16 protein-coding genes are annotated in these 17592 nt (G+C 60.9%); 14 read left to right on the plus strand and 2 right to left on the minus strand.

Annotated elements, in window-relative coordinates; translation table 11 throughout:
• The first annotated feature begins 166 nt into the window (after positions 1 to 166).
• The 8 genes from NL64_RS28880 (at position 167) to NL64_RS28915 (ending at position 8685) form a co-directional block, all read left to right on the plus strand.
• Positions 167 to 1261 (plus strand): serine hydrolase domain-containing protein, encoded by a 1095-nt coding sequence (locus tag NL64_RS28880; protein ID WP_034151470.1) that lies wholly within the window; start codon positions 167 to 169, stop codon positions 1259 to 1261.
• On the plus strand, positions 1258 to 1581 hold the full coding sequence (locus NL64_RS28885; protein WP_034151471.1) for a hypothetical protein: 324 nt from the start codon (positions 1258 to 1260) through the stop codon (positions 1579 to 1581). The genes NL64_RS28880 and NL64_RS28885 overlap by 4 nt, the downstream gene beginning before the upstream one ends.
• Positions 1582 to 1901: 320 nt before the next feature.
• On the plus strand, positions 1902 to 3077 hold the full coding sequence (locus NL64_RS28890; RefSeq protein ID WP_034151472.1) for a M20 aminoacylase family protein: 1176 nt from the start codon (positions 1902 to 1904) through the stop codon (positions 3075 to 3077).
• An 81-nt stretch (positions 3078 to 3158) separates the two neighbouring features.
• On the plus strand, positions 3159 to 4469 hold the full coding sequence (locus tag NL64_RS28895) for a citrate-proton symporter (protein ID WP_034151473.1): 1311 nt from the start codon (positions 3159 to 3161) through the stop codon (positions 4467 to 4469).
• A 2-nt stretch (positions 4470 to 4471) separates the two neighbouring features.
• Complete coding sequence (locus NL64_RS28900; protein ID WP_034151474.1) at positions 4472 to 5914, plus strand: amidase; 1443 nt, start codon at positions 4472 to 4474, stop codon at positions 5912 to 5914.
• Between the two features lie 71 nt (positions 5915 to 5985).
• On the plus strand, positions 5986 to 6756 hold the full coding sequence (locus NL64_RS28905; RefSeq protein ID WP_034151475.1) for an IclR family transcriptional regulator: 771 nt from the start codon (positions 5986 to 5988) through the stop codon (positions 6754 to 6756).
• Between the two features lie 179 nt (positions 6757 to 6935).
• A complete protein-coding gene (locus NL64_RS28910) occupies positions 6936 to 7526 on the plus strand; it encodes a YceI family protein (protein WP_034151476.1) in 591 nt (196 codons plus the stop codon).
• 1 nt (position 7527) lies between these two features.
• Complete coding sequence (locus NL64_RS28915; protein ID WP_034151477.1) at positions 7528 to 8685, plus strand: phospholipase D-like domain-containing protein; 1158 nt, start codon at positions 7528 to 7530, stop codon at positions 8683 to 8685.
• A 421-nt stretch (positions 8686 to 9106) separates the two neighbouring features.
• On the opposite strand, the gene bglX is transcribed toward NL64_RS28915, so the two are convergent.
• Positions 9107 to 11398 (minus strand): beta-glucosidase BglX, encoded by a 2292-nt coding sequence (bglX, locus tag NL64_RS28920; RefSeq protein WP_034151478.1) that lies wholly within the window; start codon positions 11396 to 11398, stop codon positions 9107 to 9109.
• Between the two features lie 237 nt (positions 11399 to 11635).
• On the opposite strand from bglX, the gene NL64_RS28925 reads away from it, so the two are divergent.
• The 4 genes from NL64_RS28925 to NL64_RS28940 all read left to right on the plus strand — a co-directional run bounded on the left by NL64_RS28925 (position 11636) and on the right by NL64_RS28940 (position 15281).
• Positions 11636 to 12241: a LemA family protein gene (locus NL64_RS28925; protein ID WP_034151479.1), complete on the plus strand. Its 606-nt coding sequence runs from the start codon at positions 11636 to 11638 to the stop codon at positions 12239 to 12241.
• Between the two features lie 153 nt (positions 12242 to 12394).
• A complete protein-coding gene (locus NL64_RS28930; RefSeq protein ID WP_034151480.1) occupies positions 12395 to 13150 on the plus strand; it encodes a TPM domain-containing protein in 756 nt (251 codons plus the stop codon).
• Positions 13151 to 13181: 31 nt separating this feature from the next.
• Positions 13182 to 13799: a TPM domain-containing protein gene (locus tag NL64_RS28935; RefSeq protein ID WP_034151481.1), complete on the plus strand. Its 618-nt coding sequence runs from the start codon at positions 13182 to 13184 to the stop codon at positions 13797 to 13799.
• 267 nt (positions 13800 to 14066) lie between these two features.
• Positions 14067 to 15281, plus strand: a complete 1215-nt coding sequence (locus NL64_RS28940) for a class I SAM-dependent methyltransferase (protein WP_034151482.1) — start codon at positions 14067 to 14069, stop codon at positions 15279 to 15281.
• 95 nt (positions 15282 to 15376) lie between these two features.
• On the opposite strand, the gene NL64_RS28945 is transcribed toward NL64_RS28940, so the two are convergent.
• Entirely contained in the window at positions 15377 to 16267 is an 891-nt protein-coding gene (locus NL64_RS28945; RefSeq protein WP_034151483.1) for a DMT family transporter, read from the minus strand.
• Between the two features lie 335 nt (positions 16268 to 16602).
• Here NL64_RS28945 and NL64_RS28950 point away from each other — a divergent pair, with 335 nt between their 5' ends.
• Positions 16603 to 17184 carry a DJ-1/PfpI family protein gene (locus NL64_RS28950; protein ID WP_034151484.1) on the plus strand — a complete coding sequence of 194 codons (582 nt, stop codon included), beginning with the start codon at positions 16603 to 16605 and terminating at the stop codon, positions 17182 to 17184.
• A gap of 14 nt (positions 17185 to 17198) precedes the next feature.
• A complete protein-coding gene (locus NL64_RS28955; protein ID WP_034151485.1) occupies positions 17199 to 17504 on the plus strand; it encodes a ribbon-helix-helix domain-containing protein in 306 nt (101 codons plus the stop codon).
• The last annotated feature ends 88 nt before the right edge of the window (positions 17505 to 17592 follow it).

Raw genomic sequence — 17592 nt, forward strand, 5'->3', positions numbered from 1 at the left:
AACATAGAATCTCCCACAGGGACTTCAGGTGAGTGAAATATTGTGTACGACGCAGATCCTGTGTGAGCTGGCTTGCCAGCGATGAGGGCCTCATTGACAGCACAGATCCCGGAACTGTCATCAACCTCGGCTAGGCTCAGCAGGTTTATCCCCAAGAGCACCCACCATGGCCAAAGGCTTGTCGCTGTTTTTTTTGCTGCTGATCAGTGTCTCGGCGCATGCCGAGAACTGGCCTGGGCAACAGTGGCCGACCGGCCCGACCATTACAGGCCCGGCGCTTCAGGCGCTTGAGGGCTACGCATTTCCACCCCGCAACGACACCACCCGTCAAGGCATCCGCACCGATGCCTTGTTGGTGATCCGCGACGGTCAATTGATCTACGAACGCTACGCCGGGCCGACCACCGCTGAAACCCCGCACCTCACGTGGTCCATCAGCAAAAGCCTGATGGCCACGGTTCTCGGTGTGGCCTATGGCGAAGGCCGGTTCAAGCTTCAGGATCCAGTGGCCAAATTTTACCCGGCACTGAACAAACATCCGGACATGACCATGGCCGACCTGCTGCACTGGGCCTCCGGTCTCGACTGGCAGGAAGACTACGAATACGCGCCGTTGAAGTCGTCGGTGGTGGCCATGCTCTACACCCGTGGTCACTCGGACATGGCGGCGTTCACTGCCGATCACGACACCTACGCGGCACCGGGCAAAGCGTTTCGCTATTCCAGCGGCGACAGCAATCTGTTGTCCGCTGCACTGAAAACCATCGTTGGCCCGCATCGTTACGCGGACTATCCGTGGACCGCGCTGTTCGAGCCGCTGGGCATTCGCCGGGCGATCTGGGAAACCGATGCCGCGGGGACTTTCGTCGCTTCGTCTTATGCCTATCTCACCGCTCGGGATCTGGCGCGCATCGGTCTGTTGATGGCTCGGGACGGTCGCTGGGGCGACAAACAACTGCTGCCCAAAGACTGGATCGCCTTCAATCGCGAGCCCTTCGCTCACTACCGCGCCCATCAGGATGAGGCGGTGCCCGGCGGTCACTGGTGGCTCAATCGTGCTGTAGATAGCGCTGCGCAACCCTGGCCCGATGCGCCCACCGACACCTTCGCCGCGCTGGGTCATTGGGGCCAGGCGATGTATGTGATCCCCAGCGAAAACCTGGTGATCGTGCGCTACGGCGATGACCGCGACGGCAGCTACCGCCATAACGAATTGCTCAAACTCGCGCTGAAGGCTTTTGCCGGGAAGTTGCAGCCATGAGCGGTTTCATCAGGCGTCGACCGATCAGTTCATTGTTGTTGCTCCTGCTGCTCACCTTGCTCGGCTGGATCTGGCACGAGCGGGTGGCGCTGTGGGCGTTCCCCGACATCATCAGCGCCTACACCGCCAAGGAATATTGCTCGTGCCGTTACGTGATGAACAACGACGTCGAGTACTGCCGTGGCTACGTGAAGCAATGGTTGCCCACCAGCGAGTTTACCGATGATGCCGCCAGCAAGCGCATCACCGTCAGCGGCATGGGCCGCAGCAACAGCGCCGCCTGGATCGGCGAACACCAAGGCTGCCGCCTATCGCCCTGATCGCATCGACGCCTTTGTGGCGAGGGAGCTTGCTCCCGCTCGGCTGCGCAGCAGTCGCAAAGTCAGCGACGCGGTGAATCAGACACGCCGCGGTTGCCGGTTTTGGCGCTGCTTCGCAGCGCAGCGGGAGCAAGCTCCCTCGCCACAAGGGGCCGCCAGTGAGATCGACGGCCATCAGGTTCCACACCGTGGAACCACATTCGATTGTCCTCGCGCGCGACTCGCGGTTATCTGGCGGTGAGCGCGACCTGCCTTTGATGTGTCGCGAAATCAAAACGAACAAAAAGAACGGGAATTCACCCGGCCCGAGGACAATCGTCATGACCCGACATCAGCACATTCTCGCCTGGCTCAACGACGTGGCCAGCGACTTGCACGCCACCCGACAGGACATCCACGCCCACCCGGAACTCGGCTTCGAGGAAAACCGCACCTCGGCGCTGGTGGCCAAATCGCTCGAAGCGTGGGGTTACGAAGTGCACACCGGCATCGGCAAGACCGGTGTGGTCGGCGTCCTGCGCAATGGCAGCAGCCCGCGCAAACTCGGGATACGCGCGGACATGGACGCGCTACCGATCATCGAAAATACCGGCGCCGCCTATAGCAGCCAGCATCAGGGCTGCATGCACGCCTGTGGGCACGACGGCCACACCACAATGTTGTTGGGCGCGGCGCGGTACCTGGCGGCAACCCGGCAGTTCGACGGCACCCTGACCCTGATTTTCCAACCGGCCGAAGAAGGCCAGGGCGGTGCCGAAGCGATGCTTGCCGATGGCTTGCTCGAACGTTTTCCCTGCGATGCATTGTTCGGCATGCACAACATGCCGGGCCTGCCTGCCGGGCATTTGGGTTTTCGTGAAGGGCCGATGATGGCTTCGCAGGATTTGCTCACCGTCACCATTGAAGGCGTCGGCGGCCACGGTTCGATGCCGCATCTGGCGGTCGACCCGCTGGTGGCGGCGGCGAGCGTGGTGATGGCGTTGCAGACCGTGGTCGCGCGCAACATCGATGCGCAGCAGGCGGCGGTAGTGACGGTCGGCGCATTGCAGGCCGGGGAGGCAGCCAACGTGATTCCACAACAGGCAATCCTGCGCCTGAGCCTGCGTGCATTGAACGCCCAAGTGCGTGAACAAACCCTCGACCGCGTGCGCGCAATCATCGAATCGCAAGCCCAAAGTTTCGGTTGCAGCTCACGTATCGAACATCGCCCCGCCTACCCGGTGCTGGTCAACCATGCCGCCGAAACCGAGTTCGCCCGTCAGGTCGGTGTCGAATTGGTGGGCGCCGACGCGGTAGACGGCAACACCCCCAAACTCATGGGCAGCGAAGACTTCGCCTGGATGCTGCAACGCTGCCCCGGTGCTTACCTTTTCATCGGCAACGGCGTGTCGCGGCCGATGGTGCACAACCCCGCGTACGACTTCAACGACGACATTCTCCTGACCGGCGCGGCGTACTGGGGCGCGCTGACCGAGAGCTGGCTCAAGCCGGCCTGACCTCCTCACTTTCTACTGCCGCTGGACCGGGCACGCGCTGTCGTGCCCGTCATCACCCAATAGGTTTTTGGAGAGTTCCCCATGCAGACTTCGAGCACTGGCGTTTCGCGTACCCGGCAAGTGGTCGCCGCCGTTATCGGCAATGCGCTGGAATGGTATGACTTCATCGTTTACGGCTTTCTGGCGAGCATCATCGCCCGGCAATTTTTCCCGTCTGAAGACGAATACGCATCGCTGCTGATGGCGCTGGCGACCTTCGGCGTTGGCTTCTTCATGCGCCCGGTGGGCGGCATTCTGTTGGGCATGTACTCGGACCGCAAAGGCCGCAAGGCAGCGATGCAGATGATCATCCGCCTGATGACCGTGTCTATCGCATTGATCGCCTTCGCGCCGAACTACGCCGCGATCGGCATGGGCGCACCGTTGCTGATCGTGGTTGCACGCATGCTCCAGGGCTTCGCCACGGGCGGCGAATACGCCAGCGCCACGGCGTTCCTGGTGGAGAGTGCGCCCGCGCATCGCAAGGGTTTGTACGGCTCGTGGCAATTGGTCGGGCAGTGCCTGGCGGTGTTTGCCGGGGCGGGGATGGTGGCGCTGTTCACTCACCTGCTGACGCCTGAGGCGCTGGACAGCTGGGGCTGGCGGATTCCGTTCATGATCGGCTTGCTGATTGGCCCGGTAGGTCTGTGGATTCGCAAGCATATGGAAGAGCCGGAAGAGTTTCTCGAAGCGCGTAAACAGGCCAAAGGCGAGAGCCCGAGCCTGATGCAAGTGATCCGCGAACATCGCCGCGCCATTCTGGTGTCGATGGGCCTTGCGTGTGGTGCGACCGTGTCGTTCTACGTGGTGCTGGTGAACATGCCGACGTTCGCCCACAAGAATCTCGGCCTGCCGCTGGACCAAGTGCTGCTGGTGCAAATGCTGGCCGTGGCGCTGATGACTGTGATCATTCCATTGTCCGGGGCACTCTCGGATCGCCTCGGCCGACGCCCGGTATTGATGGCCTTCACCCTGGCGTTTTTCCTGATGGTGTATCCGTTGTACGTGTGGGTCGCGGCGGCGCCTTCCATCGAGCGCTTGCTGGTGATGCAACTGTTGCTGTGCAGCGCGATTGGCGGCTTTTTCGGCCCGGCACCGACCGCGCTGGCCGAGCAGTTTCCGATTGAAGTGCGTTCTACCGGCGTGTCGGTGGCGTACAACGTCGCGGTGATGGTCTTCGGCGGTTTTGCGCCGCTGATCGTGACTTGGTTGAGCAAAGTGTTGGCCACGCCGGTAGCGCCATCGTTCTATGTATTGTTCGCTTGCCTGCTGACGCTGTTGGGCACTTACTGCATGCAGGAAGCACCACGGGCAAAGCGATCCGTTGCACTTAACCTTGGGGTGAAATCTTGAGCATGAATCCGATTGTTGAAATGGACGCCGATGCGCTGTCCCGGGCCATCCACGGGCGGCAGGTGTCTTGCCGCGAAGTGATGCAGGCGTATCTGGCGCAGATCGAACGCTTCAACCCGCAGGTCAATGCGCTGGTGTCGCTGCGGCCTGCCGAAGAATTGCTGGCTGAAGCCGACGCCTGCGACCGACAACTGGACCAGGGCCAGTCCCGTGGCTGGATGCACGGCATGCCGCAAGCGGTGAAAGACTTGGCCGCGACCGCGGGTTTGCGCACGACCATGGGCTCGCCGCTGTTCGCCGAGCAAGTACCGCAGCACGACGCGATCAGCGTGGCGCGGGTTCGCGATTGCGGCGCGATCATTATCGGCAAGAGCAACGTGCCGGAGTTCGGCCTCGGTTCGCAGACTTACAACAGTGTGTTCGGCACCACCACCAATGCCTACGATCCGACGTTGGCCGCTGGCGGCAGCAGCGGCGGGGCGGCGGTGGCGCTGGCGTTGCGCATGCTGCCGGTAGCCGATGGCAGCGACATGATGGGCTCGCTGCGCAACCCGGCGGCCTTCAACAACGTCTTCGGGTTTCGCCCGTCCCAGGGCCGCGTGCCTCACGGTCCGCAGCCGGAGGTGTTTGTCCAGCAACTGGCTACTGAAGGGCCGATGGGCCGCACGGTTACCGATGTCGCACGGCTGCTCGGCACGCAGACCGGTTACGACCCGCGCGTGCCGTTGTCGCTGACTCAAGACCCGGCAATTTTCCATCAGTCGCTGGCGCAGGATTTCAGCGAGGTTCGCGTGGGTTGGTTGGGCGACTACAACGGTTACCTGCCGATGGACCCGGGTGTGATGAGCCTGTGCGAATCGGCGTTGCAGGACTTCGCGGCGCTGGGGTGCAAGGTCGAAGCCTGCCAGCCGGATTTCTCCATGGAGCGTCTGTGGCAGAGCTGGCTGACGCACCGCCATTGGCTGGTGCAAGGCAGCCTTGGCGCGTTGTATGCCGATCCGAAAAAACGCGAGCGACTCAAACCCGAAGCCCAATGGGAAATCGAGGGCGGATTGCGTTTGACGGCGGCGGATGTCTATCAGGCCTCGCTCAGCCGCAGCGAGTGGTACCGCGCCTTGAGCGAGTTGTTCGAACGTTACGATTTCCTGCTGTTGCCCACCGCCCAAGTGTTCCCTTTTGATGCACAAACCCCGTGGCCGCGCGTCGTCGCCGGGCAAAGCATGGACACTTATCACCGCTGGATGGAAGTGGTCATCGGGCCGACCCTGGCCGGTCTGCCGAGCATGAACGTGCCGGTGGGTTTCAACCCGGCGGGATTGCCTATGGGCCTGCAAATCATTGGCCCGGCCCAGGCTGACTTCGCAGTATTGCAACTGGCGTATGCCCATGAACAATTGACCCAGTGGGTCAAACGCCGGCCGCCCGGCTGTCTGCAAAATGCCTGAGCGCGCCGGACGGGCGCGCATTTTGCTGTACTTTGACGGTCATCCATTTCGGGCACAGAGAGATCGAATACATGGACAGCAAGGCAGAAACCGGCAGCGTACGTTCGGTGGAGCGCGCCCTGGCGATCGTCGAGTTGCTGGGCGAGCATCAGGCGTTGGGCCTGGAGCAATTGCACTACCTGACCAGCCTGCCCAAGGCCACGGTGTCGCGCATGTTGCTGACCTTGCAGGAGCAGGGCTGGATCTATCGCGGCTTGAGCGACCGGCGTTACCGCTTGTGCGCCAAGCGCTTGTTTGGCGACAGCCAGCAGCGTTTTAAAAGGCGCCTGGTGGAAAACGCCGCGCCGCTGTTGCTGGAGCTGAGTGAACGCACCGGGTTGGTGGTCGACCTGTCGTGCTTTGATGGCGAGCGGATCGAGGTCATGGAAAGTGCCATCCCCACGGTGCTGCGCAAGCGTTATCCGAACAATTGCCAGATCGTCGGCCAGCATGCCAGCCTGTTTCATTCGGCCATGGGCCGGGCGTGCCTCGGTGAGCTGGAAAGTCATGAAGTCGAACGTTTGGCCAATCGTGAGCGGTTGAACGACGAATCGCTGTTCAACACCACGGAACAGGCGTTGCACCAAGGTTTCGGCCAGCGCACCGAAGGCTACTGGGAATATCCGGTGCGTTTACCCTTTCTGATTCGCGCGGTGGCCTTGCCGATCCGCACCGACGGCCGACTGATTGGCAGCATGGCGCTGCACTGGCCGATGGATCAGGCGCCGGTGGAACGGGTGCTGAGCCTGCACCTCAACAGCCTGGCCGCGACCATTGGTGATGTGCAGCAGGCGATGGCGTGACCTCAAAAGATCGCAGCCTGCGGCAGCTCCTACAGGATCGCATTCACATCGCGGAAATCTGATCGCTGCGCAAAACCCTGTAGGAGCTGCCGCAGGCTGCGATCTTTTGATCTTGAGTTTGCAATAACGCCGAGGGCAGTTAAGGTTCAGCACAGGTTTATCTGCCCCAACGAGTCTCTATGTTCCAGCGGTCCATCATCAAAACCCTCTCCCTCCTGCTGTTGGCCGGCGCGTCGTTGTCGGCCAATGCGGATTGGTATCTGGACGGCGAGTCCTCGCGGCTGTCGTTCGTCAGCACCAAAAACGCCAATATTTCCGAAGTGCAGCGTTTTTTGGTGCTGCACGGCAAAGTCGATCCCAGTGGCAAGGCCGAAGTGGAAGTCGAGCTGGAATCGATCAACAGCGGCATTCCATTGCGCGACGAACGCATGCGCAAGGAGCTGTTCGAGGTCCAGACCTTTGCCGAAGCGCTGGTGACCACGCAGATCGATCTGCGCCCGATCAACGACCTCGCCCCCGGTGCGCAACTGGAGTTACGCCTGCCGCTGACCGTCGATCTGCATGGCAAGCAACACACCTATAACGCCGAACTGCTGGCCACTCGCCTGGATGACCGGCGTTTCCAAGTGGTGACTCTGGAACCCGTGGTGATCAATGCCGAAGACTTCGAGCTGGCGCCCGGCCTGGAAACGCTGCGCAAGGTCGCCGGTCTGTCGGCCATCAGTCTGTCGGTGCCGGTGAGTGCGGTGCTGATTTTCACGGCGCGCTGACATGGCTGGCGCGATTTTTCCCTGGCGTGAAGGCAACAGCTTCGAACTGCTGATCGACGGCCCGCAGTTTTTCCCGCGCATGCTGGTGGCGATTGCCCGCGCCGAAGAACAGGTCGAACTGGAGCTGTATCTGGTGGAGGCGGGTGCCTGCGCCGAGGCCATGGTTCAGGCGTTGGTCCAGGCTGCCGAGCGCGGCGTTCGGGTGCGCTGCCTGTTCGATGATTACGGCAGCCTCGCGCTCACTCTGGCCCTGCGACAGCGATTGACGGCGGCGGGGGTGGAGCTGCGTTTCTACAATCGCCTGAACTGGCGGCGCTGGGTGGGTAATTTCTACCGCGATCACCGCAAGTTGTTGCTGGTGGACCAGAGCATGGCAGTGGTCGGCGGGACCGGTGTCACCGATGAATTCTGGACGCCGGGTGAAGACGTCAGCGAGTGGCACGAAGTGATGGTGGAAATCACTGGCCCGTTGGTGCTCGACTGGCAACTGCTGTTCGACCGCCAATGGATCGCCAACCGCCACCGGCGTGCCTGGAAACCCGCTTCGCATTTCGGCTTGCCGCGTCTGCCCCGCGTACCTTCAACCGGCGAGGGCATGGGCCGCGTTGCCTATGCCGACGCCCGCCAGCACCGCGACATTCTGCAATCGCTGATTCGTGCCTTGAACAGCGGACACCAGCGAATTTGGCTGGCGACCCCGTATTTCCTGCCGACCTGGAAAGTCCGCCGCTCACTGCGCCGTGCCGCTGCCCGTGGCGTCGACGTGCGCCTGTTGCTGACCGGGCCGCGCACCGATCACCCTTCAGTGCGCTACGCCGGGCATCGCTATTACCCGCGACTGCTCAAGTCCGGGGTGAAGATATTCGAATACCAGCCGTGTTTCCTGCATCTGAAAATGGTGCTGATCGATGACTGGGTGAGCATCGGCTCGTGCAATTTCGATCACTGGAATTTGCGCTTCAACCTCGAAGCCAACCTCGAAGCGCTGGACCCCGGACTGACCCGGGACGTGGTAGCGAGTTTCGAGAAGGACTTCACGCTCAGCCAGGAAGTCAGCCTCGAGGCATGGCAACGCCGACCGCTGTGGCGACGGGTCAAGCAGCGGGTATGGGGATGGGTGGATCGGCTGGTGGTGAATCTGCTGGATCGGCGGGGTTGATCCCGAACTCCTGAACACCCACAAACCACTGTGGGAGCTGGCTTGCCAGCGATGAGGCCATAACATCCAACATCGTCGCTGGATGTTACGCGATGCCCTTGTAGGAGCTGGCTTGCCAGCGATGGGGCCATAACGATCCAACATCGTCGCTGGATGTTACGCGATGCCCTTGTAGGAGCTGGCTTGCCAGCGATGAGGCCATAACGTCCAACATCGTCGCTGGATGTTACGCGATGCCCTTGTAGGAGCTGGCTTGCCAGCGATGGGGCCATAACGATCCAACATCGTCGCTGGATGTTATGCGATGCCCTTGTAGGAGCTGGCTTGCCAGCGATGGGGCCATAACATTCAACATCTTCGTTGGATATTAAACCGCCATCGCTGGCAAGCCAGCTCCTACAGAGGGTCGTGGTGTTTCGGGTTACAGCAACTCAAAACTCTGCTGCGTCACGTCCTGTGAGTCCAGGCCGATCTGCACATTGAACTTGCCCGGTTCCGCCGCGTACTTGAGCTGGGTGTTGTAGAACTTCAGGTCGTCCTCGGTGATGGTGAAGTGCACGACTTTCTGTTCGCCGGCCTTGAGCATCACTTTCTGGAAGTTCTTCAGTTCCTTGAGCGGACGGATCATCGAGCCGGTCACGTCCTGGATGTACAACTGCACCACGGTTTCGCCGTCACGCTTGCCGGTGTTTTTCACCGTGACGCTGGCGTCGAGCTTGCCGGTCTTGTTCAGCGTGGTCGACGACAGGGCCATGTCGCTCAGGTTGAAATCGGTGTAGCTCAGGCCGAAACCAAACGGGAACAGCGGGCCGGTGGTGTCATCGAAATATTGCGAGGTGTAGTTGCCCGGTTTGCCCGGGGTGAACGGCCGGCCGATGCTCAGGTGGTTGTAGTAGGTCGGAATCTGGCCGACCGAGCGCGGGAAGGTGATCGGCAGTTTGCCCGACGGGTTGTAGTCGCCGAACAGCACGTCGGCGATGGCATTGCCGCCCTCGGTGCCGCTGAACCAGGTTTCCAGGATCGCGTCGGCCTGTTCCTTCTCTTCGAGAATCGACAGCGGACGGCCGTTCATCAACACCAGCACCAGCGGTTTGCCGGTGGCTTTCAAGGCGCGGATCAGCTCACGCTGGTTTTCCGGGATGTTCAGCTCGGTGCGGCTCGACGATTCGTGGGACATGCCACGGGATTCACCGACAGCGGCGACCACAACGTCAGCGTCCTTGGCGGCTTTTACCGCTTCGTCGATCAACACGTTCGCCGGGCGCGGGTCATCGACCACTTCCGGCGCATCGAAGTTGAGGAAGTTCAGGTAATCGAGGATTTTCTTGTCGCTGGTGATGTTCGCGCCACGGGCGTAGATCAGCGTCGATTGCGCACCGAGGGCGGTGGTCATGCCGTCGAACAGGGTGACCGATTGAGCAGGGCGGCCGGCGGCGGCCCAACTGCCCATCATGTCGATAGGCGCCTTGGCCAACGGACCGACCAAGGCGATTTTCGCGGTTTTCTTCAGCGGCAGGGTTTCGTTCTGGTTCTTCAGCAGCACCAGGCTGCGACGCGCGACGTCGCGGGCCTCGGCGCGGTGCAGGCGGCTGTCGGCGTAGGTGTCGGCCGGATCATCCTCGGCCTTGCCGATGCGCAGGTACGGGTCCTTGAACAGGCCCATGTCGTACTTGGCGTCGAGCACCGCACGCACGGCGTTGTCGATGTCGCTCTGCTGGATCTCGCCAGCCTTCAACAGCCCCGGCAGCTCTTTGCCGTAAAGGGTGTCGTTCATGCTCATGTGGATGCCGGCCTTGATCGCCAGCTTCGCCGCTTCACGGCCATCGCGGGCGACGCCGTGCTTGATCAGCTCGAAAATCGCCCCGTGGTCGCTGACGGCCAGGCCCTTGAAGCCCCAATCCTTGCGCAACAGGTCATTCATCAGCCAGGTGTTGGCAGTGGCCGGCACGCCGTTGATCGAATTCAGCGCAACCATTACGCCGCCAGCGCCGGCGTCAATCGCGGCGCGGTACGGCGGCAGGTAGTCCTGGTACATCTTGACCGGGCTCATGTCGACCACGTTGTAGTCGCGGCCGCCCTCGACTGCGCCGTACAAGGCGAAGTGTTTGACGCTGGCCATGATGCTGTCAGCCGCGTTGGCGCCAGCACCCTGGAATGCCTTGACCATCACGCCGGCAATGCGCGACACCAGGTAGGTGTCTTCGCCGAAGCCTTCGGAAGTACGGCCCCAACGCGGGTCGCGGGAGATGTCGACCATCGGTGCGAAGGTGATGTCGAGGCTGTCAGCTGCGGCTTCCTTGGCGGCGATGCGCCCCGACAGGCCGATGGCGTCCATGTCCCAGCTCGACGCCAGGGCCAGCGGGATCGGAAAAATGGTGCGGTGACCGTGGATCACGTCGTAGGCGAAGAACATCGGGATCTTCAAGCGGCTGCGCATGGCCGCGTCCTGCATCGGACGGTTTTCCGGGCGGGTGATCGAGTTGAACGTACCACCGATGTTGCCTGCGGCGATTTCCTTGCGGATCAGCTCCCGGGGCATTTCCGGGCCGATGCTGATCAGGCGCAACTGGCCGATTTTTTCATCGAGGGTCATTTGCTTCATCAGGTTGCTGACGAAGGCGTCCTTGTTCTCCAGAGGTGCGGGCGTCGTGGCGGCCAATACGTTATGACTGGCCAGGCTGACGAGCAGGCCCAGCAAACACAGCTTCTTCATGAATAGTTTTCTCAAGGGCCCAAACGGCGATGTACACGCCGGCCAGCCAAAATTTAGGGAGCGACTATTGTTGTTCGGGTACCGGTTCAAAAAATGCCGGATGCGGTTTTTTGCGCAGGGCATCTTTTAGCCCATTTGCCCCGACGCAATCCAGTGCCGCGCCGATTATGCCCGAAGAGCCGGCCGAGAGGGTCGCCGGTTGTTTTTTCCATGAAATGTGAAGGGAGCATCACTCTGATGAATGTAAGACAGACCTATCGGTCGAGCCTGCAAGTCGCCACATTGCTCGTGCTGGCGACGTTGCTGACCGCTTGCGGCATCAACAACATCCCGACCCTCGATGAGCAGGCCAAGGCGGCCTGGGGTCAGGTGCAGAACCAGTATCAGCGCCGTGCCGACCTGATTCCCAACCTGGTGGAAACGGTCAAGGGCTATGCGGCCCATGAAAAAGAAACCCTGACCGCCGTGATCGAGGCCCGGGCCAAGGCCACCTCGATACAGGTCGACGCCTCCACTCTGGATAACCCTGAAAAGCTCAAGCAGTACCAGCAGGCCCAGGATCAGCTCAGCGGTGCCTTGAGTCGCTTGATGGTGGTGTCCGAACGCTATCCGGACCTGAAGGCCAACCAGAACTTCCTCGCCCTGCAATCGCAACTCGAGGGCACAGAAAACCGGATCAGCGTGGCCCGGCGCGATTTCATCCTCGCGGTGCAGAAGTACAACACCGAGATCCGCACGTTTCCCGGACGCCTGTGGCACAGCGTGATGTACAGCAACCTGCCGGTGCGCGAGACCTTCGAAGCCACACCGGGGTCGGAAAAGCCGCCCGAGGTGAAATTCTGAATCCAACGTCCTTTGATGTCGGATAAACATCCCTGTAGGAGCTGCCGCAGGCTGCGATCTTTTGATCTTGATCTTTTCGGAACAGTTAAAGATCAAAAGATCGCAGCCTGCGGCAGCTCCTACAGGGGGGTAGATGTGTAATAGAGGTAGCCAATGCGAGCGTTGAAAACAGGCCTGATGCTGTGGCTCTGGGTGTTTGCCCTGGCGGCCCAGGCTGAATTGAAATTTCCGGAGCTGACCGGGCGGGTGGTGGATAACGCCCAGATGATCGAGCCCGCAGTGCGCGAGCAACTCACGCAGCAGCTCCAGGCCCATGAAAAAACCACCGGCGAGCAACTGGTGGTGGTCACGCTCGCGGACCTGCAGGGCACCGACATTGCCGACTTCGGCTATCAACTGGGGCGCTACTGGGGTATCGGGCAGAAGGACAAGAACAACGGCGCCCTGTTGATCGTCGCGCGCGATGAGCGCAAATTGCGCATCGAAGTCGGCTATGGCCTGGAAGATCGCCTGACCGATGCGCAGAGTTCGGTGATCATCAATCAGGTGATCACCCCGGCGTTCAAGGCTGGCAACTACAGCAAGGGCATCAGCGACGGTGTCGCGGCGATGCTGGTGGTGCTGGGCGGAAATCCCTTGGATGAACCGTCCACGGTGTTTGACTCCGGTGGCAATCAGGAAAGCGATTTCGTTTCGCGGCATCCGGGGTTGTTCGTGTTTCTGGTGATGCTGTTCATCCTGACGATTTTCATCTGCCAGATGCTCGGCATCCTGCCCAGCGGCGGGGGTGGTGGTCGAGGCAGCTCTGGCGGTGGTTTCGGCGGTGGAGGTTTTGGTGGCGGCGGTGGCGGGGGCTTCAGCGGTGGCGGAGGCAGTTTCGGGGGCGGTGGATCGTCGGGCGGCTGGTGAGAAAACAATAATGAATGGGCGTTTTTAAAACATGGCATTACTGACTGAACACGAACAACGCAAAGTCGCCGAAGCGATTGCCCGGGTCGAGCGCGACACCGACGCCGAACTGGTGACCGTGCTCGCCGCCCGCGCCGACGACTATGCGTACATCCCGCTGCTCTGGGCCAGCCTGCTGGCACTGGTGGTGCCGGGTATCGTGCATTACCTGACGGGCTGGTTGACCCTGCACAGCCTGTTGCTGGTGCAATGGATCACTTTCATCGTGTTGTGCCTGCTGTTCCGGGTGCCGAAAATCACCACCCACCTGATCCCGCGTTCGGTGCGCCACTGGCGCGCTTCCAACCTGGCACGCCGGCAGTTCCTGGAGCAAAACCTGCACCACACCGTGGGCAGCACCGGCATGTTGATATTCGTCTCGGAAGCCGAGCGTTATGTGGAAATTCTGGTGGATGAGGGCATTTCCAGCCGCCTCGACAATAAGAACTGGGACGCGATTGTCGCCGCCTTCACCCAGCAGGTGCGGCAGGGGCAGACGCTGCAAGGGTTTGTCAGTTGCGTCGAAGCCTGCGGCGAGTTGCTCAAGGTGCATGTGCCGGTGACCCATGTGCGTAATGAGTTGCCGAATCGATTGGTGGTGCTCGGCTGATCTGAACTGACAATCCCTATTGTGGCGAGGAAGCTTGCTCCCGCTGGGCTGCGAAGCAGCCCCAAAAACCGGCAAACACAACTATTCAGAAAATCCTGATTGTTTTCCTTGCGACCGCTTCGCAGTCGAGCGGGACGGTGCGGCGTTCCGACAAGCTTCCTCGCCACAGAATTCTTGCCGTTCAGCAAATAACCGCGTGTTCCTTGACGCCATCCCCCCTAAAATACCCGCCATTCTCGATCCGCCCCGCCTGAGGCCGTTTTTTTCATGTCTGTCACCGCCACTCCCGCCAGCCTCGCGCCGGATCATCACGCCCAGTTCATCGACCTGCTGCAAAGCAGCCTCGAGCAGAACGCCTTCATCAAACTGGTGCTGGCCAAGTACGTTGGCGACGAAACCGATCTGCAGCGGATTATCATCAAACCGGTGACGGTCAAGACGCAGCCTTGCTTGTCTTTCGTCTACCGCTACAAAACCCGCGACATCACCAAGAACCTGCCGCTGGTCGAAGGCGTGGCGAGCATTGCCGAGCTGTTGCCGGCCTCGTTCAAAAATGCGCATTTGCTGGCGCTGACAGACGAAGCCCAGCTCGAATACAGCAAAAAGGGCAAGTCTTCGCTGTTCAAGAGCAAGCCTCAGCAATTGCGCGAAGTACCGTCCGCCGAGCATAACCGCGAGAAAAACCGCTTTCTCGACCTGAACCGACCGTTCCTCGCCGATCTCGGCGTGACCAACAGCAAGCACGAGCTGATCCCGGCGATGTCGCGCAAGTGGAAACAGATCAACAAGTTCATCGAAGTGTTCAGCCATGCGCTGACCTCGTCGCCGCTGGCGCTGGACAAACCGGTGCGCGTAGCGGACTTCGGCTCGGGCAAGGGTTACCTGACCTTCGCCATCCACGATTACCTGCGCAACACCCTGAACGCCGAAGGCGAAGTGACTGGCGTCGAGCTGCGTGAAGACATGGTCACCCTGTGCAACGCCGCGGCAGCCAAGCTTGAGCATCCGGGGCTGGTGTTCAAGTGCGGTGACGTGCGCAGCGTGGCGCCGAGTGAGCTGGACGTGATGATCGCGCTGCACGCCTGCGACATCGCCACTGACTACGCGATTCACACGGGCATCCGCTCCGGGGCGTCGATCATCATGTGCTCGCCGTGCTGCCACAAACAGATTCGCCTGCAAATCCAGAGCCCGGTGCTGCTCAAGCCGATGCTGCAATACGGCTTGCACCTGGGCCAGCAGGCTGAAATGGTCACCGACAGTTTGCGTGCGCTGTTCCTTGAAGCTTGCGGCTACGAGACCAAGGTGTTCGAGTTCATCTCGCTGGACCACACCAACAAGAACAAGATGATCCTGGCAGTCAAACGCGCCGAGCCGGTTGATCCGGCCCAGCTGTTGGCGAAGATCCAGGAACTGAAGGATTTCTACCACATCAGCGAGCATTGCCTGGAAACCCTGCTGCGGGTCGACGGCTACCTCTAACCCCTTGTAGGAGCCGGCTTGCTGGCGATGGTGTGTCAGCGACATGAGTGTTGACTGACACGACGCCATCGCCAGCAAGCCGGCTCCTACAGGGTTTAGGCGGTGGCGACGCGGGCTGGTTTGACTGCCGTCTTGCGCCCGAGCATCACCGTCACAATCACACCGCCCGCAAACACCCACGTAATCGGCTCTACATGTTCACCAAAGAACAGCGCCGAAAAAGCGATGGTGAAGAAAATCTGCAGCAACTGGATCTGACTGACCCGGGCAATCCCGCCCATGGCCAACCCGGCGTACCAGGCAAAGAAACCAATGAACTGCGAAAACAGCGAGACGTAACCGAAGGCCCACCAGGTCTTGGCCGAGATTTCGCCCTGATGTTGCAGCGCCAGATACACCACCGGGCCGATCAAAAGTGGCGTCGACAACACCAGCGCCCAGCAGATCACCTGCCAGCCGCCCATCTCCTTGGCCAACCGACCACCTTCGGCGTATCCCAAGCCGCCCACGGCAATCGCCCCGAGCATCAACAAATCACCCGCCTGAATGCTGCCGGCACCACTGATCAGCGCATACCCGAGCACCAGCGCACTGCCCAGCGCGGCGCAGGCCCAGAAGGCTTTCGACGGACGTTCATGGGACAACCAGGCGGCGTACAACGCCACGCACAGCGGTTGCAAACCGTTGACCAGTGCACCGTGGGACGCCGGCAAGGTTTGCATGGCCCAGGCTGACAACACCGGGAAGCCGAGAATCACCCCGGCGATCACCAGGCTCAGGCCTTTGATTTGTTTCCAGGTCGGCCATTTCTCCCGCCGCCACAGCAACAGCAACGCCGCCGGAACGGCCGCGAACAGCGCTCGGCCCAGGCCATTGAGCAGCGGATGAAGTTCCTGCACGACGATTCGTGTGAAAGGCAGGGTGAGGCTGAAAATGATGACGCCGAGCAGGCCCAGGGCCATGCCGGTGTTTTCGCGGGAGGACATGATGGCAACCAGAATCTTGGGTGATGGGAAGTGCCTTCATCTAGCCATAAATGGCGCATTCCGCGCTGTTACAGCTAGGCGCAGAGTTATCCGTACAGTTGGGAGCAAAGTCCCTGTGGCGAGGGAGCTTGCTCCCGCTCGGCTGCGCAGCAGCCGTCAAACCTGCGAACTCTTTCTTCCGATAAGACGCAAGGGGCCGCTTCACAGCCCAGCGAGAGCAAGCTCCCTCGCCACAAAAGCGCAGTGTCCGTAGTAGTCGGTTATTACCCACCCCTGCGGATAAGGACTACCTTGAATACTCCTGCATGCCCACGTTTCCCAGAGGAGTCCTCCCCATGGCAGCTAAAAAAATTCTGATGCTGGTTGGCGATTACGTCGAAGACTATGAAGTGATGGTGCCGTTCCAGGCGCTGTTGATGGTTGGCCATACGGTGCACGCCGTCTGCCCGGACAAAACCGCTGGCCAGACCGTGCGTACGGCGATTCATGACTTCGAAGGCGACCAGACCTACAGCGAAAAACCCGGTCACTTGTTTGCCTTGAACTTCGATTTTGCCAAGGTCAATGCCGCCGATTACGACGCGTTGCTGGTGCCTGGCGGTCGTGCGCCGGAGTACCTGCGCCTGAACGAAAAAGTCCTGGAGCTCGTGCGGGATTTCGACAAGGCCGGCAAGCCGATCGCCGCCGTGTGCCACGGTGCGCAATTGCTGGCAGCGGCGGGGATTCTCGAAGGGCGCGAGTGCAGCGCTTACCCGGCCTGTGCGCCAGAGGTGCGCCTGGCGGGCGGTACGTTTATCGATATCCCGGTGACGGAAGGCCACGTTCAGGGCAATCTGGCCACCGCGCCGGCCTGGCCCGCCCACCCGAGCTGGCTCGCCGGGTTCCTCGGGTTGCTGGGCACCAAAATCACGCTGTAACGGGGGACCTGTCCATGTGCGAGCTGTACGTCAAAGCCGATCCGATTCTCTACGAATCGCGCTCCCGCTCGCTGCGCATCTGCGGGGTCGTCACCACCCTGCGCCTGGAAAATCAGTTCTGGGACATCCTCAGCGAAATCGCCGAGGTCGATGGCATGACCACCAATCAGTTGATCGCCAAGTTGTATGAAGAGGTGATGGACTACCGAGGCGAGGTGGTGAACTTCGCCTCGTTCTTGCGGGTGAGTTGTACGCGGTATTTGAGTCAGCGGCGGACATCGGCACCGGAGTTGTCGGTGGTGCGGGCGACGGTGAAGTAAATACATTTTTATCGCCGCAATCGGCCTCTTCGCGGGCAAGCCCGCTCCCACAGGTTCAATGTAATCGCTGTGGGAGATTCTATGTTGC

Origin of the sequence: Pseudomonas fluorescens (assembly GCF_000802965.1) — a bacterium.
GTDB lineage: Bacteria > Pseudomonadota > Gammaproteobacteria > Pseudomonadales > Pseudomonadaceae > Aquipseudomonas > Aquipseudomonas fluorescens_A.

What these genes read in the sequence shown, in the direction of transcription:
- NL64_RS28880 (WP_034151470.1), top strand. Translation starts at nt 167, where the DNA reads ATGGCCAAAGGCTTGTCGCTGTTTTTTTTGCTGCTGATCAGTGTCTCG.
- NL64_RS28885 (WP_034151471.1), top strand. Translation starts at nt 1,258, where the DNA reads ATGAGCGGTTTCATCAGGCGTCGACCGATCAGTTCATTGTTGTTGCTC.
- NL64_RS28890 (WP_034151472.1), top strand. Translation starts at nt 1,902, where the DNA reads ATGACCCGACATCAGCACATTCTCGCCTGGCTCAACGACGTGGCCAGC.
- NL64_RS28895 (WP_034151473.1), top strand. Translation starts at nt 3,159, where the DNA reads ATGCAGACTTCGAGCACTGGCGTTTCGCGTACCCGGCAAGTGGTCGCC.
- NL64_RS28900 (WP_034151474.1), top strand. Translation starts at nt 4,472, where the DNA reads ATGAATCCGATTGTTGAAATGGACGCCGATGCGCTGTCCCGGGCCATC.
- NL64_RS28905 (WP_034151475.1), top strand. Translation starts at nt 5,986, where the DNA reads ATGGACAGCAAGGCAGAAACCGGCAGCGTACGTTCGGTGGAGCGCGCC.
- NL64_RS28910 (WP_034151476.1), top strand. Translation starts at nt 6,936, where the DNA reads ATGTTCCAGCGGTCCATCATCAAAACCCTCTCCCTCCTGCTGTTGGCC.
- NL64_RS28915 (WP_034151477.1), top strand. Translation starts at nt 7,528, where the DNA reads ATGGCTGGCGCGATTTTTCCCTGGCGTGAAGGCAACAGCTTCGAACTG.
- bglX (WP_034151478.1), bottom strand. Translation starts at nt 11,398, where the DNA reads ATGAAGAAGCTGTGTTTGCTGGGCCTGCTCGTCAGCCTGGCCAGTCAT.
- NL64_RS28925 (WP_034151479.1), top strand. Translation starts at nt 11,636, where the DNA reads ATGAATGTAAGACAGACCTATCGGTCGAGCCTGCAAGTCGCCACATTG.
- NL64_RS28930 (WP_034151480.1), top strand. Translation starts at nt 12,395, where the DNA reads ATGCGAGCGTTGAAAACAGGCCTGATGCTGTGGCTCTGGGTGTTTGCC.
- NL64_RS28935 (WP_034151481.1), top strand. Translation starts at nt 13,182, where the DNA reads ATGGCATTACTGACTGAACACGAACAACGCAAAGTCGCCGAAGCGATT.
- NL64_RS28940 (WP_034151482.1), top strand. Translation starts at nt 14,067, where the DNA reads ATGTCTGTCACCGCCACTCCCGCCAGCCTCGCGCCGGATCATCACGCC.
- NL64_RS28945 (WP_034151483.1), bottom strand. Translation starts at nt 16,267, where the DNA reads ATGTCCTCCCGCGAAAACACCGGCATGGCCCTGGGCCTGCTCGGCGTC.
- NL64_RS28950 (WP_034151484.1), top strand. Translation starts at nt 16,603, where the DNA reads ATGGCAGCTAAAAAAATTCTGATGCTGGTTGGCGATTACGTCGAAGAC.
- NL64_RS28955 (WP_034151485.1), top strand. Translation starts at nt 17,199, where the DNA reads ATGTGCGAGCTGTACGTCAAAGCCGATCCGATTCTCTACGAATCGCGC.